The sequence below is a fragment of the Paenibacillus sp. JJ1683 genome, from assembly GCF_053006485.1.
Genome location: NZ_CM129820.1, coordinates 5020001 through 5033161, shown reverse-complemented (window position 1 = coordinate 5033161; position 13161 = coordinate 5020001). Strand labels below are relative to the sequence as shown.

The window sequence follows — 13161 nt, the reverse complement described above, 5'->3', positions numbered from 1 at the left end:
CTGTAATGATCATTTGCAAGTCGGGGACGGAATCAAGCTTTATGAGGAAAGCTAGGAAAATGAATTCGGCAACGAGTTATTTCTTAGCAGGACACATCGAGCCCGGTATTACGACCGGTGAACTTGATCATTTAGCTGATCGGTATATTCGCAGTCAGGGAGCTGTGCCGTCTTTTAAAGGTTATAACGGTTTTCCTGCTAGCATTTGCGCTTCAGTCAACGAACAACTGGTGCACGGATTTCCCGGCAAACGCAAGTTAAACAAAGGCGATGTCATTACGAAAACTCGCCAGTTTACAATGTCGCATGCCATTCGGCAATATATTGAGAATCCAAACCGTGGTATTCCTGAGCAGGGGCCGAGGCTGAAAATCGGCATTGTGCTGGCTATTGAATCAATGATTCCAATAGGTGCTCGCCTTGTAGGACGCTGGAAGACAACTGGACGGTCGTTACGATGAACGTAATCACTTGTACTCATTTTGAGCAAGTGGTGACGTGCGAAGCGGACGGCATGGACATTTTCACGAAACTGAGTGCGTAGGTGATTGGAATGAATCAGCAAGGAAACCTGCAAATCGGTCAGCTGGTGAAGATTCTGAAGGGCAGAGGTGCCGGACAGATTGCGGTTGTCGTTTCAATAGCAGATAGCAGGTTTGTGTATATTGCGGATGGGGATAAACGAAAGTTTGATCAAGCGAAGAAGAAAAATGTTCTTCATTTGGTACCTCAGCCAAAGATTAGTAGCGAGATTGTAAATAGTTTAAACGAAAGCGGTCGGGTGACGAACGGAAAACTGCGGCATGCAGTGAAAACTTTCCTGGACTCGTCCGAATACCAAGCTGAAGAGAAAGGAGACTGACTTTGGCCAAAGAAGATGTCATTGAGGTTGAAGGTACGGTAATCGAGCCACTGCCGAACGCTACGTTCAAGGTAGAGCTGGAGAACGGTCATCAAATTCTTGCTCATGTTTCCGGAAAGCTGCGGATGCACTTTATCCGTATTTTGACAGGCGACAAGGTGGTTGTACAGTTATCGCCTTACGATTTAACCAAAGGCCGTATAACGTACCGCAAGTAATTCATGCAGGTTTTTATTAAACGTACGTCATTTAAAAAAACTTGTTTTGCTCGGCAAAACGATGTGAATGTTCACGAAGCGAGTTTTACCAGGGTAAAGCTTGGAGGAGGTAATCAACATGAAGGTAAGACCTTCTGTAAAACCTATTTGCGAGAAATGCAAAGTCATTCGCCGCAAAGGGAATGTAATGGTTATTTGCGAAAATCCGAAACACAAACAAAAACAAGGTTAATAGAAGGGGGTGTAGCGTAAAATGGCTCGTATAGCTGGTGTGGATTTGCCACGTGACAAACGCGTTGAGATCGCCTTGACTTACATTTTCGGAATCGGTAAGACGACTTCTCAGAAAATTTTGAAGGAAACAGGCATCAGTGCAAACACGCGTGTTCGTGATTTGACTGAAGATGAAGTGAGCAAATTACGTGAAACGATCGACAAAGAAGTTAAAGTAGAAGGCGATCTGCGTCGTGAAATTTCCTTGAATATTAAACGTCTGACTGAGATTGGCTGCTACCGTGGTGTTCGTCACCGTCGTGGATTGCCTGTTCGCGGACAACGTACTAAAACTAATGCTCGTACCCGTAAAGGTCCTCGTCGGACTGTAGCGAACAAGAAGAAATAAGAAGGGAGGATAACATTCAATGGCTAAACCGAAAAAAGTTGTACGCACAAAACGCCGTGACCGTAAAAATATCGAGAGTGGCGTGGCACACATCCGTTCCACGTTCAACAACACGATCGTTACGATCACAGACCCACACGGTAACGCAATCTCTTGGGCCAGCTCAGGCGGCATGGGATTCCGTGGTTCCCGTAAATCTACTCCATTCGCAGCGCAAATGGCCGCAGAAACTGCTGCTAAAGCTGCTATGGAACACGGCATGAAGACAGTCGAAGTCATGGTTAAAGGACCTGGTGCAGGTCGCGAAGCAGCAATCCGCTCTTTGCAAGCTGCTGGTCTGGAAGTTAACCTGATCAAAGACGTAACTCCGGTACCTCATAACGGATGCCGTCCTCCAAAACGTCGTCGCGTCTAATGAGATTTCTCCTCTGCGTGTAGTATAGATCCGGCACAAACTGCCAAGAATGGATGTTTAGGTATACTGCATGATAGACTATGGATAAGGTGAATGTTTCATATAGGAGCGACGTTTTGAAGGAGGGATATTGCAGTGATAGAAATCGAAAAGCCGAAAATTGAGACGGTTGACGTCAATGATGATGGCACCTATGGAAAATTCGTAGTAGAACCGCTGGAACGCGGATACGGTACGACGCTGGGGAACTCGCTTCGCCGTATTCTGTTATCCTCGTTACCGGGGGCAGCAGTCACATCGGTTCAGATCGATGGGGTTCTGCACGAGTTTGCAACGGTTCCCGGTGTGAAGGAAGACGTAACGGAGATCATTCTGAACTTGAAAGCTTTATCGCTTAAAATCCACTCAGATGAAGAGAAAGTACTCGAAATCGATGCGGAAGGCGAAGGAGTTGTAACGGCAGGTGATATCCGTGCGGATAGCGATGTGGAAATTCTTAATCCGGATCTTCACATTGCAACGCTCGGACCGGGTTCGAGACTTCACATGCGTATTTTTGCCAATCGCGGTCGCGGTTACGTTAAGCAGGATCGGAATAAACGTGATGACCAGCCGATCGGCGTCATTCCCGTCGACTCCATCTACACTCCGATTGCACGCGTGAACTACGGCGTAGAAAATACGCGTGTCGGCCAGGTTACGAATTATGACAAGCTGACACTTGAGGTTTGGACAGACGGAACTATTCGTCCTGAAGAAGCTGTGAGCCTTGGAGCCAAAATTTTGACCGAGCATGTGATGCTATTCGTGGGTCTCACGGATGAAGCAAAAGATGCAGAGATTATGGTCGAAAAAGAAGAAGACAAGAAAGAAAAAGTTCTTGAAATGACGATCGAAGAGCTGGATCTCTCCGTCCGTTCCTATAACTGCCTTAAGCGCGCTGGTATCAATACGGTACAAGAACTCACGACTAAATCTGAAGAAGATATGATGAAGGTCCGTAACTTGGGTCGCAAATCTTTGGAAGAAGTACAAGAGAAGCTCGAGGAACTTGGTTTAGGACTTCGTACGGAAGAATAGCACAGCAACGTTTTTGTGAAGGAGGGGAAACTACATGGCATACCAAAAATTGGGCCGTAATTCCAGTGCCCGTAAAGCTTTGTTTCGTGATTTGGTAACCGATCTGTTCTTGTATGAGCGTATCCAAACTACTGAGGCTAAAGCGAAAGAAGTTCGTTCTATTGCTGAAAAACTGATCACCAAAGCGAAAAAAGGAGATCTGCACGCACGTCGTCAAGTGGCTGCGTTCGTTCGCCGTGAAACTTTGGATGGTGAGCAGGATGCAATCCAAAAGCTGTTTAGCGAATTGGCTACACGTTACAATGAGCGTCCAGGTGGATACACTCGTATCTTGAAACTGGGACCTCGTCGTGGCGACGCCGCTCCAATGGTATATCTGGAATTGGTTGACCGCGCGTAAACAGGCGAAGATGAGGGAAGGGTGGACAGAATCGGCTTGATTCTGAACAACCCTTTTTTTCTCTTGGAGGAGTCCTTGAGGGGCTTCTCCTTTGTTATGTTCGGTTATTTCCTGTAAGACCAGAGAATACCCCTGCAAAGGTGTGAGAAGCATGCGGAACTTGTGCATGAAGGTGAACTATGATGGAACCCACTATGATGGCTTTCAGACGCAGCCTAGTGGCAACACCATTCAGGACTGTCTTGAAAATGCTATATACTCATTGACGGGCGAACGTCTTAAAATTACGGGCTCAGGACGTACAGATGCAGGTGTGCATGCATACGGGCAGGTATTCAATTTTCATACTGAATCGCCGATTCCGATACATCGCTGGTGTCTGGCACTTAATGCCTGGCTGCCTCGTGATATCATCGTTACGGATGCGAGAGAGGTGCCACTGTCCTTTCATGCACGCCGCATGGCGAAGCGGAAGACGTATCGGTACAGTATTAATGCGAACCGGTTTCCAGACATCTTTCACCGTCGTACACAGGCCCATCATCCAACGAGTCTGGATGTAAGAGCGATGGAAAAGGGGTTGGCTCATTTAGTGGGCACCTTTGACTATACTTCGTTCGCATCTCGACGTTCCCAAAAGACGAATCATGTTCGCACTATTTACGAAGCCTATATAACGGTAGACCATTCCTTTTCACGTCCAGGGTCGGACGATCAGGGAATTATTCATACTTATATTACAGGTAGCGGATTTTTGCAGCACATGGTTCGGATTATAATGGGGACTTTGCTGGAAGTGGGAGAAGGCAAAAAATCGCCGGATGATATTCCTTCCATTTTGGAAGCAAAAAACCGTTCAAAGGCTGGCCCTACAGCCGTTGGACACGCTTTAACGCTCTGGAATGTAGAGTACGAAGAAAACATCAAAAAACATTGATTTTTTCCTTGCAGAATTGATGGTTATCCTGTAATATAAAAGTTGTGTTTTCTTAATGGCTTTCCCACAGCCCCAATTAAGATAATCACTTTATAGCAACATCTAATCCATCGATAATGCAGCAACTTAACGAACGAAGATAAATGATGATTTCTGTTAACGAACTTAAGGAGGATACTTTTCATGCGTACTACGTATATGGCGAAGCCAAATGAAGTTGAGCGCAATTGGCACATCATTGATGCCGAAGGCAAAACGCTCGGCCGTCTGGCAAGCGAAGCGGCTGCGTTGATTCGCGGCAAACACAAGCCACAGTTTACACCACATGTGGACACAGGTGATTTTGTTGTTGTAATCAATGCGGAGAAAATCGTATTGACCGGTAAAAAAATGGAGAACAAAAAATACTATCGTCACTCCCTGCACCCAGGTGGTCTGAAAGTAACAGTTGCACAAGATATGGTTAAGAACAAACCTGAACGTATGTTGGAATTGGCTGTTCACGGTATGCTTCCTAAAACTCGTCAAGGCGACAAAATGAAGCTGAGACTTAAAGCTTACAGAGGTACAGAGCATCCACATGCAGCACAAAAACCTGAAGTTTACGAACTTCGCGGATAATTAAAAGGGAGGACAGTTTCATGGCACAAGTACAATACTATGGGACAGGTCGTCGTAAACATTCGGTAGCTCGTGTTCGTCTCGTACCGGGTGAAGGACGCATTGTCATCAATAAGCGTGATATTAATGAATATTTCGGTTTGGAAACTCTCAAACTGATCGTAAAACAACCACTGAATCTGACAGAAACACTTGGTAGCTATGACGTACTCGTTATCGCTCATGGTGGTGGTATCTCTGGTCAAGCAGGCGCAATTCGCCACGGTATTTCCCGTGCTCTGTTGAAAGCAGACCCAGAATTCCGTCCAGCTTTGAAAAAAGCAGGATTCTTGACTCGTGACCCACGTATGAAAGAACGTAAAAAATACGGCCTCAAAGCCGCTCGTCGTGCACCACAGTTCTCGAAACGTTAATATTTCGAATACAGAAGAACCTTTTCCTTATGGAAAGGGTTCTTTTTTATTTAGATCATTTGCTGCACATTAACTACATGTGGATAAATGGATCTACACTGGAATTTTATGGCTACGTCTGCCCTGCGATACATAAAAAGGTGCATATACTATCTGGAATACGTAAGTTATCCACGATGTAACTAAGATCGGTATACTTATGCACAAATATAGTTTGCTATTTCAACACAGTTTATCCTGTAATGTTCACAACCTGTGACTAATTAAAAAGATCAGGGAACTTTTGCAGAGCAATCTTTAGCTTGGTACTGCCCATCTCCTCGGCTTCCGTAATTGCGGCGATGATGATGTGAGTTTTTTTAACCATTGAGAATGGGCTAAAATAGGGCTCCAGTTACGTTAAGGGCTATCTGTATATCTGAATGCTTTAATTTCTCAGGGAGGGCCTCTGTGAGCGCTATAGGAGCGTTGAGAGGCTTATTATCGATCTGGGTACCATTTCTTTGTAATATTCCTTAATAGAAGCACGATTAGCATCAGAGCTCCCGATTTGGTAGTGGGATTCTTCAGATGTAAACCTTATAGTCAGAGCTAGTTTACCTTGAGCTGAGCACGACCACGTATGCTTCATCTTTGAATGCAAATGTAAATATGACGACCGAACCCTAATTATATTTCCTTGACCAAATCCAAGGATAATCATGGCTCTAAGGAAGGACGCTTTTATCCTCAGATATTTCTACCTGATCATAATAGCCATAGCTATCCAGGATTACGATGACAGCCGAGTAGTGGGTATATCTTTGTCTCGGGTGGAGTAGAGGAAGCATTTTCGCTAACCTAAAATACTTACGTTCAGGCATACCCTCTGCTATGACTAGTTACTTTTAGTTATTAAGCAATCTAAGGCAATTTTTAAACGTTTGGTATAAGAATATTTTATATATAGCCACTGAACTTGGTTGAATATGCAGGAGAGCGTTTAAGAATGCTGACAGAACAACGTTCCTGCTTCATGCGGGATGATAAATGTTTACAGTATGACGATTTTGCTTGGATTGACAATGAATATGAAAGTTTTATACTGTACTTAATCTTATTAGTTTAGTCGGCATTGAAGTATCACTTATTTATGAATCTTCATATGGAGGCGCATTGATAATGAATTTATTGGAGAAAGAAGCGTTGATTAGAGTCAAGGCAAGTGAACTGGAAGAGGCCACGCCTGAAGAAATTATCCAATATGCTGTTCATACATTTCCCAACCTCACCTTTGCTTGTAGCTTCGGAGCAGAAGATGTAGTACTAGTAGATATGCTACAAAGAATTAGCCCTTCTACCGATATTTTTTACTTGGATACCGACTTTCATTTTCAAGAAACTTATGATACGCGTGATCAGATGAAAGCTAGATACAATTTGGATTTTGTTAGAGTCTCTCCCTTAATCACTCCAGAAGAGCAAGCTGCGGAGCATGGAGAGGAGCTGTGGAAATCAAATCCTAATGCATGCTGTGGTATACGCAAGGTTGAGCCGCTGACACGCATTCTGTCTCAATACGATGCATGGATTACCGGTATCCGTCGCGATCAGGCTCCTACGCGTGCGAATGCAAAAAAGGTAGAGTATGATGAAAAGTTTGGTCTCGTTAAATTTAACCCTTTGGCAAGCTGGACTTCCGAGGATGTATGGAACTATATTCGCACTCATGATGTATTGTATAATCCATTGCATGACCGTAATTTTCCCAGTATTGGCTGTGAGCAATGCACACGTGAAGTCCTGCCAGGTGAAGATCCACGTGCTGGCCGTTGGTCAGGCAATGAGAAAACGGAGTGTGGGCTCCACCAATAAAAAATGGTATGTAGGTAGCTCTGAGACTTATTTATGAATAGAAAGGAAGTGCATCATGACTGCAATTCTTCCGCATGGCGGAACGCTCGTTGATAGAAATATAACTGGACCGCAGCAAGAAGCACTGTTGCAGGCTGCAGGTGAATTGTTTCCTATCCCTGTAAACCCATGGACGATTTCTGATCTGGATTTAATTGGAGTAGGTGCCTTTTCTCCATTGACGGGATTTATGAATGAGTCAGATTATCGTTCAGTGGTAACGGATATGCGTCTTGCTGATGGTACAGTCTGGAGTATTCCCATTACTCTTGCAGTAGTAGAAACCATAGCCAGTGAACTGAAACTAGGTCAGCAGGTGGCTTTGGTGGGGGAAACAGATGGTATCATCTATGCTGTACTTGATATTGAGAGTATTTATCAGGTTGACCAGGCAGAGGAAGCCAGATGTGTATTCAAGACGGCTGACCCGGCCCATCCTGGCGTAAATAAATTGTTAGATCGACCTGCTACCTATGTAGGTGGAACGGTGCAAGTGCTGAATCGACCCAAACCTACTCAATTTAGCGAATTTTATTACACACCAGCACAGACACGTAGCCATTTTGCTGAAAAGGGCTGGAAGACAGTGGTCGGTTTTCAAACAAGAAATCCGGTACATCGGGCACATGAGTACATCCAAAAAAGCGCGATGGAAATTGTGGATGCTTTATTTCTAAATCCACTTGTTGGAGAGACCAAGTCAGATGACGTTCCAGCAGATGTGCGTATGAAGAGCTATCTGGTGTTGCTGGACAACTATTATCCGGCTGATCGAGCCTTTCTGGGGGTCTTTCCTGCTGCCATGCGATACGCTGGTCCTAGAGAGGCCATTTTCCATGCTATTGTGCGGAAGAACTTCGGCTGCACTCATTTTATTGTCGGAAGAGATCATGCGGGTGTAGGGGACTATTACGGTACCTATGAAGCACAGGAAATTTTCAAGCACTTTACACCTGAAGAGCTGGGGATTACCCCGTTGTTTTTTGAACACAGCTTTTACTGCACCCAATGTGGAAATATGGCCTCAAGTAAAACATGCCCACATCCCAAGGAGCATCATTTGACGCTCTCTGGCACCAAAGTGAGGGAATTGTTACGCTCTGGGGTTTGTCCGCCACCGGAATTTACACGACCGGAGGTTGCTCAAGTGCTGATTGAAGGTATGAAAGAATATGTTCATGCCTGAGTTGTACTAACTACACGCCTCGTCCCATATAGATTATTAGTATCTGTATAGGACGGAGGCGTTTTGTTATGCAAAAAAACAATCGTAAAAAAGAGGTCACACTGTGGATTCGCTATCGGACGCTGCAAAAAATGCTGTTAGGCTGTTGTCTCGCTGTTCTATTTATCATGCTGACACTGTATGAGATACCTGCTTCGAGAGCATGGATTCATTGGAGTCTACCGCTTACTGGTAAGGTAATTGCTATAGATGCCGGACACGGAGGACCTGATGGAGGAGCAGTTAGCAAAGAGGGAGTCATTGAAAAGGATATTAACTTGGCGATCGCTTTTTATTTGCGGGATTATTTGCAGCAAGCAGGAGCTGTTGTCGTCATGACACGCGAGGATGACCGCGATCTGGCGCAGCAAGAAACAAAAGGCTATTCCAGAAGAAAAACGGAGGATTTAAAGCAACGGGTACGTATGATTGAGGAGCAGAAAGCGGACCTCTTTTTAAGTATTCATATGAACAGTATCCCGTCGAGCCGTTGGAGTGGAGCCCAGACCTTTTTCGTACCTAATCATGCAGATAACGAGAATTTGGCATCCTTAATTCAGGAAGAAATCAAGCGCAACCTGGAAAATACGGACAGAGTAGCTAAGACCGTAAACACCGTCTATTTATTAAAGGCACTCAAAATGCCGGCAGCTCTTGTAGAAGTCGGATTTTTGTCCCATCCAGAGGAAGCCAGACGACTCAGTGACGAGAACTATCAGAGACAAGTGGCCGCATCTATATATAAAGGGATTTTACGTTACAGTGCCGGGGAAAAGGCAACCTCATCAGCACCTGAAGCCAGATAGTGGTATACTGTAAGTGTTTACCACTACGTAAATCAATAAAGCAGAGGTGCTGATTATTCATGCAATCGAGAGAGCAAGTTATAGAGCTACTTCAGCAAGTGCGAGAGCCTCAAACGGGGCGCCGTTTGGTTGACCTCCATTTTATTCGGGATGTGGTTGTTAAAGAGGATCGGGTATCATTGACTGCTATTACCCTGGATAGCCAAGAAGAGACTCGGACGGAACTGGATCGGGAAATCCGGCAGACGTTAGAAAAGGCGGGATTAAGTCACGTGCATATTCGTATTCGTGAGGCATCTGAGTCTGAAAAGTCAGCTATACAAAATGGAGAGGATACCGAGGAGGTAGCTGATCCGGTTTTGACCAAAGGACATGCTGTTGGTATGGAAGAATATGAGCTGCTTAATCCAGCATCTGGCGTACGATTTATTGCCATTGCAAGCGGAAAAGGTGGTGTCGGAAAATCGACAGTAGCTGTGAATTTGGCGGCAGCTCTAGCCAGACAGGGTAAGCGAGTGGGTTTAATTGATGCTGATATCTATGGATTCAGTGTGCCGGATATGATTGGGGTAGAGGACGTACCTTCTGTCGAAGATGGTATCATTCAGCCAGTGGAACGATTTGGTATCAAAATCATGTCCATGGGCTTCTTTGTGAGAGAAAACAATCCTGTTATTTGGAGAGGTCCCATGCTGGGGAGAATGCTTAGACAGTTTTTTAGTGATGTCGAATGGGGCAAGCTGGACTATATGATACTCGATTTACCACCAGGTACTGGTGATGTAGCACTTGACGTACATCAAATGATTCCGCAGAGTGAAGAAATCATTGTCACTACTCCGCATGCGACGGCAGCTTTTGTAGCTGCACGTGCAGGGGCAATGGCCCTTCAAACGGATCATAAGGTCATAGGCGTCGTGGAGAACATGTCCTATTATGTGTCCTCCACAGGAGAAAAAGACTATGTTTTTGGACGGGGAGGCGGGGCTATGTTGGCAGAAACACTTCATACGAAACTTTTGGCACAAATTCCGCTGGGTATCCCAGATAATCATCCGTCAGAAGCCGATTTTTCTCCATCCGTATATAAATCGGAGTCGGCGACAGGAGCTATTTATAATGATATAGCCGCCCAAATTACCGGGTTGCGCATGGAATTTGAATAATAAAAAAGGCTGGTTGTTGAACCAGCCTTTTTTTTACTGACCTCCTCCTTGACCTCCTTCACCACCACCTTGTTCTCCTTCACCACCACCACCATCTTGCTTTTGATCCCCGGATCCACCTTGCTCTCCGCCTTTTTTCTCAACCTTAGGTTGAAGTTCTTCTTGCACAACAGTTTTGAGTAAATTCATGACCTCAAGCCGAAAAATCGGATTCTGCATAGCATCATGCATGACTGTCATAGATTGTTTGCGATATTCCGGGGTTTTAGTTAAGTCCATATACATCTTGGTCAGTTCTGGCGATTTTAGCATCTCTTCAATTGATTTTTGGTAAGAAGGGTCTTTTATAAGCTGCATATGAAGCTGTTTGCTTTGACTGTTGATGGCTTTGGCAAATTCTCCGGCAAAACGCGGATCAGTCATAATTTTTTCGATTTCTTTTTTATATTCAGGTGAGATCAAAGTATCTTTTACTGCAATTTTCATCTGTTCAGCGGATTGTGTGGACATAAGCATTTTCATTCCCATGCTGCCTCCAGATCCACCTCCTCCACCACTTTGACCGGATTGTCCCTCTTTTTCCCCGGTTAAGGCTTCTTCTACGGCTTTTTTTCCATCATCACTTTTCAGGATATCAACCACCATCGTTTTCATCTCTTTATAACTGTTCTGGGGAGGTGCAGAACCCTGATCCGAGCCGCAGCCGCTCAGTGCAACGCCCAGTACGCATACCATGCTAACAAATCGCAAACGAGTCCAATTCATGGCCGTATTCCTCCTTTATCATGAATGTGGATAGTATGCGGATGATTGGGGAGAAATATGTCGAGTTGCTTTTGGTTTTTAGCTGAGAACGATGTAAAATAACTCCTTAAAGACCCAGAGCTTGATCGCGAACCTCTTTACCTTTTACTGTACCTTGTTGAAGCAGTTCGGATACAGTCACAAATTCATAGCCTTGTGCCCGCAACTTGTCGATAATGATGGGCAACGCTTCATGAGTTTGTTTACAAGAATCACTGGCATGAAGAAGGACGATATCACCGGGATGTGCTTTATTTACAACACGGTCGATTATGACCTGCGTACCAGGGTTTTTCCAGTCCAGGGAGTCAGTATCCCATTGAATGGTTTTGTAGCCTAAAGTGCTGGCAACTTGAAGTACCCTTTTGTCAAAGTCACCATTAGGCATACGGATTAACTTCGGGGATTGTCCAGTCAGCTCGGTTAATGTGGTATGAGCCGTTGAAATCTGCTTACGAATCTCTTCATCGCTTAAGCTGCTATAGTTTTCGTGTTTATGGCCATGACTGCCAATCTCAAATCCGCTTTCTTTAATTTGATTCACGAGTTCTGGGTGTGTTTTGCTCCAAGGGGCAGAAAGAAAAAAGGTGGACTTGGTCACTTTTTTATCTTCGAGAACTTTTAAAATGGGGGCAGTACGCTTATCACCCCAGCTAATGTCGAACGTGAGAGCGATCAGCTTTTTATCCGTAGGCACACTGTAAACGGCAGTTGGCGCTTCCTCGGAAAAAACCGTAACATTATCGGTTTCTACATAAATGACCCCGGCAGTAAAGACGGCCGCTGCCATTACGATCAAGAATCGTTTAATTTTTTTGCCGTTCAATACATAGAAAAAAGAATTCATGGTTAATGCCCCTTTCATCCTAGAAGTGCTTGTTTACTTAAAGCTATGCCAGGGGTTGTCAATTATTCCATTGGACTAATAGGAGGAATCAACAAATGGGACTAAGAGCATTTTTTTATGATTTACGCACGACAAGACGGCTAATTTTGATCGCTGCATTTTTTTTCTGCGCAAGTATTGTAGTGGGATGGCTAAGTACAGGTGTTATTCAGTCTATGTTGGCACGACAAATGGAGGGACTGGGGGGAGTGGCACAACGATTGCAGAACTCTGAGCATCCACAATGGAGTTTTTTTGTGTTTATCTTTTTCAACAATGCAATCAAATGCGTGCTAGTAATATATACCGGAGCTCTTTTTGGAATCGTACCGTTTATATTTTTGATTGTGAACGGAATGGTTTTAGGTTTTGTAGTACACCTGCAGACAGATATGGGAAGAAGTATGTATGAAATTGTCGTAAAAGGATTATTGCCTCATGGTGTAATTGAATTGCCTGTTTTGATTATCGCCTGTGCCTTCGGTTTGAAGTTTGGGGTCAATATAATATCTACCCTAGGTACAAGCATAGGACTAAAACGCAAAGGTACTGGCCCATCGTGGGAGGTTTTTTTGAAACAAACGTTGACCGTGTCAATATGGTCTGTCATCTTTCTATTTATAGCAGCTGCGATTGAGAGCGGCATAACTTATCGTTTATTGTCGCATTAAAATAATATGGCCAATTATTTATATATTTCCCGAAAATTGAACATAACAAAGGGGAGAGCGTAAAGAAAAGCATTAAAGATTACTTGGAGTAAGTTTGAAACCTTAGCAGTTGAGTTTAAAAACAGGTAAAGTTTGGAACAAT

At 44.3% G+C, this 13161-nt stretch carries 17 protein-coding genes and 1 pseudogene; 16 read left to right on the top strand and 2 right to left on the bottom strand.

Annotation, left to right across the window (positions count from 1 at the left end; translation table 11 throughout):
• Positions 1-5 precede the first annotated feature (5 nt).
• The 15 genes and pseudogenes from ACUC6J_RS21685 (at position 6) to ACUC6J_RS21615 (ending at position 10658) form a co-directional block, all read left to right on the top strand.
• Positions 6-544 (top strand): annotated as a pseudogene (locus tag ACUC6J_RS21685) (M24 family metallopeptidase).
• A gap of 9 nt (positions 545-553) precedes the next feature.
• Complete coding sequence (locus ACUC6J_RS21680; RefSeq protein ID WP_013373256.1) at positions 554-862, top strand: KOW domain-containing RNA-binding protein; 309 nt, start codon at positions 554-556, stop codon at positions 860-862.
• A gap of 2 nt (positions 863-864) precedes the next feature.
• Positions 865-1080: a translation initiation factor IF-1 gene (infA, locus tag ACUC6J_RS21675; RefSeq protein WP_006212898.1), complete on the top strand. Its 216-nt coding sequence runs from the start codon at positions 865-867 to the stop codon at positions 1078-1080.
• Positions 1081-1198: 118 nt separating this feature from the next.
• Complete coding sequence (gene rpmJ, locus ACUC6J_RS21670; protein WP_003333770.1) at positions 1199-1312, top strand: 50S ribosomal protein L36; 114 nt, start codon at positions 1199-1201, stop codon at positions 1310-1312.
• 21 nt (positions 1313-1333) lie between these two features.
• On the top strand, positions 1334-1702 hold the full coding sequence (gene rpsM / locus ACUC6J_RS21665; RefSeq protein WP_007432560.1) for a 30S ribosomal protein S13: 369 nt from the start codon (positions 1334-1336) through the stop codon (positions 1700-1702).
• A gap of 19 nt (positions 1703-1721) precedes the next feature.
• Positions 1722-2117, top strand: coding sequence for a 30S ribosomal protein S11 (gene rpsK, locus ACUC6J_RS21660; RefSeq protein ID WP_007432559.1), 396 nt, complete (start codon positions 1722-1724; stop codon positions 2115-2117).
• Between the two features lie 135 nt (positions 2118-2252).
• Entirely contained in the window at positions 2253-3197 is a 945-nt protein-coding gene (locus ACUC6J_RS21655; RefSeq protein WP_013373254.1) for a DNA-directed RNA polymerase subunit alpha, read from the top strand.
• A gap of 34 nt (positions 3198-3231) precedes the next feature.
• Entirely contained in the window at positions 3232-3597 is a 366-nt protein-coding gene (gene rplQ, locus ACUC6J_RS21650; RefSeq protein ID WP_013373253.1) for a 50S ribosomal protein L17, read from the top strand.
• A 151-nt stretch (positions 3598-3748) separates the two neighbouring features.
• The gene (gene truA, locus ACUC6J_RS21645; RefSeq protein WP_025365929.1) at positions 3749-4534 is read left to right on the top strand and encodes a tRNA pseudouridine(38-40) synthase TruA; all 786 of its coding nucleotides are present in this window, start codon (positions 3749-3751) and stop codon (positions 4532-4534) included.
• Between the two features lie 183 nt (positions 4535-4717).
• Entirely contained in the window at positions 4718-5155 is a 438-nt protein-coding gene (rplM, locus tag ACUC6J_RS21640; protein WP_013373251.1) for a 50S ribosomal protein L13, read from the top strand.
• Positions 5156-5175: 20 nt separating this feature from the next.
• Entirely contained in the window at positions 5176-5568 is a 393-nt protein-coding gene (gene rpsI, locus ACUC6J_RS21635) for a 30S ribosomal protein S9 (protein ID WP_013373250.1), read from the top strand.
• A gap of 1161 nt (positions 5569-6729) precedes the next feature.
• A complete protein-coding gene (locus tag ACUC6J_RS21630; RefSeq protein ID WP_019688711.1) occupies positions 6730-7422 on the top strand; it encodes a phosphoadenylyl-sulfate reductase in 693 nt (230 codons plus the stop codon).
• A gap of 55 nt (positions 7423-7477) precedes the next feature.
• Positions 7478-8647 (top strand): sulfate adenylyltransferase, encoded by a 1170-nt coding sequence (gene sat, locus ACUC6J_RS21625; protein ID WP_447249408.1) that lies wholly within the window; start codon positions 7478-7480, stop codon positions 8645-8647.
• A 68-nt stretch (positions 8648-8715) separates the two neighbouring features.
• Positions 8716-9492 carry an N-acetylmuramoyl-L-alanine amidase CwlD gene (cwlD, locus tag ACUC6J_RS21620; RefSeq protein ID WP_107735223.1) on the top strand — a complete coding sequence of 259 codons (777 nt, stop codon included), beginning with the start codon at positions 8716-8718 and terminating at the stop codon, positions 9490-9492.
• 59 nt (positions 9493-9551) lie between these two features.
• Positions 9552-10658, top strand: a complete 1107-nt coding sequence (locus tag ACUC6J_RS21615; RefSeq protein ID WP_447249407.1) for an Mrp/NBP35 family ATP-binding protein — start codon at positions 9552-9554, stop codon at positions 10656-10658.
• Positions 10659-10691: 33 nt separating this feature from the next.
• Here ACUC6J_RS21615 and gerD read toward each other — a convergent pair whose 3' ends face one another.
• Complete coding sequence (gene gerD, locus ACUC6J_RS21610) at positions 10692-11423, bottom strand: spore germination lipoprotein GerD (protein ID WP_016818660.1); 732 nt, start codon at positions 11421-11423, stop codon at positions 10692-10694.
• A gap of 106 nt (positions 11424-11529) precedes the next feature.
• Positions 11530-12309 (bottom strand): polysaccharide deacetylase family sporulation protein PdaB, encoded by a 780-nt coding sequence (gene pdaB, locus ACUC6J_RS21605; protein ID WP_016818661.1) that lies wholly within the window; start codon positions 12307-12309, stop codon positions 11530-11532.
• Between the two features lie 95 nt (positions 12310-12404).
• Between pdaB and ACUC6J_RS21600 the strand changes: the two genes are divergently transcribed.
• Positions 12405-13019 (top strand): stage II sporulation protein M, encoded by a 615-nt coding sequence (locus ACUC6J_RS21600; RefSeq protein WP_044788223.1) that lies wholly within the window; start codon positions 12405-12407, stop codon positions 13017-13019.
• Positions 13020-13161 lie beyond the last annotated feature (142 nt).

Coding starts and splice junctions, on each gene's coding strand:
- sat (WP_447249408.1), top strand. CDS start 7,478: ATGACTGCAATTCTTCCGCATGGCGGAACGCTCGTTGATAGAAATATA.
- rpmJ (WP_003333770.1), top strand. CDS start 1,199: ATGAAGGTAAGACCTTCTGTAAAACCTATTTGCGAGAAATGCAAAGTC.
- ACUC6J_RS21630 (WP_019688711.1), top strand. CDS start 6,730: ATGAATTTATTGGAGAAAGAAGCGTTGATTAGAGTCAAGGCAAGTGAA.
- truA (WP_025365929.1), top strand. CDS start 3,749: ATGCGGAACTTGTGCATGAAGGTGAACTATGATGGAACCCACTATGAT.
- ACUC6J_RS21680 (WP_013373256.1), top strand. CDS start 554: ATGAATCAGCAAGGAAACCTGCAAATCGGTCAGCTGGTGAAGATTCTG.
- rplM (WP_013373251.1), top strand. CDS start 4,718: ATGCGTACTACGTATATGGCGAAGCCAAATGAAGTTGAGCGCAATTGG.
- rplQ (WP_013373253.1), top strand. CDS start 3,232: ATGGCATACCAAAAATTGGGCCGTAATTCCAGTGCCCGTAAAGCTTTG.
- rpsK (WP_007432559.1), top strand. CDS start 1,722: ATGGCTAAACCGAAAAAAGTTGTACGCACAAAACGCCGTGACCGTAAA.
- pdaB (WP_016818661.1), bottom strand. CDS start 12,309: ATGAATTCTTTTTTCTATGTATTGAACGGCAAAAAAATTAAACGATTC.
- gerD (WP_016818660.1), bottom strand. CDS start 11,423: ATGAATTGGACTCGTTTGCGATTTGTTAGCATGGTATGCGTACTGGGC.
- cwlD (WP_107735223.1), top strand. CDS start 8,716: ATGCAAAAAAACAATCGTAAAAAAGAGGTCACACTGTGGATTCGCTAT.
- ACUC6J_RS21600 (WP_044788223.1), top strand. CDS start 12,405: ATGGGACTAAGAGCATTTTTTTATGATTTACGCACGACAAGACGGCTA.
- rpsI (WP_013373250.1), top strand. CDS start 5,176: ATGGCACAAGTACAATACTATGGGACAGGTCGTCGTAAACATTCGGTA.
- ACUC6J_RS21615 (WP_447249407.1), top strand. CDS start 9,552: ATGCAATCGAGAGAGCAAGTTATAGAGCTACTTCAGCAAGTGCGAGAG.
- rpsM (WP_007432560.1), top strand. CDS start 1,334: ATGGCTCGTATAGCTGGTGTGGATTTGCCACGTGACAAACGCGTTGAG.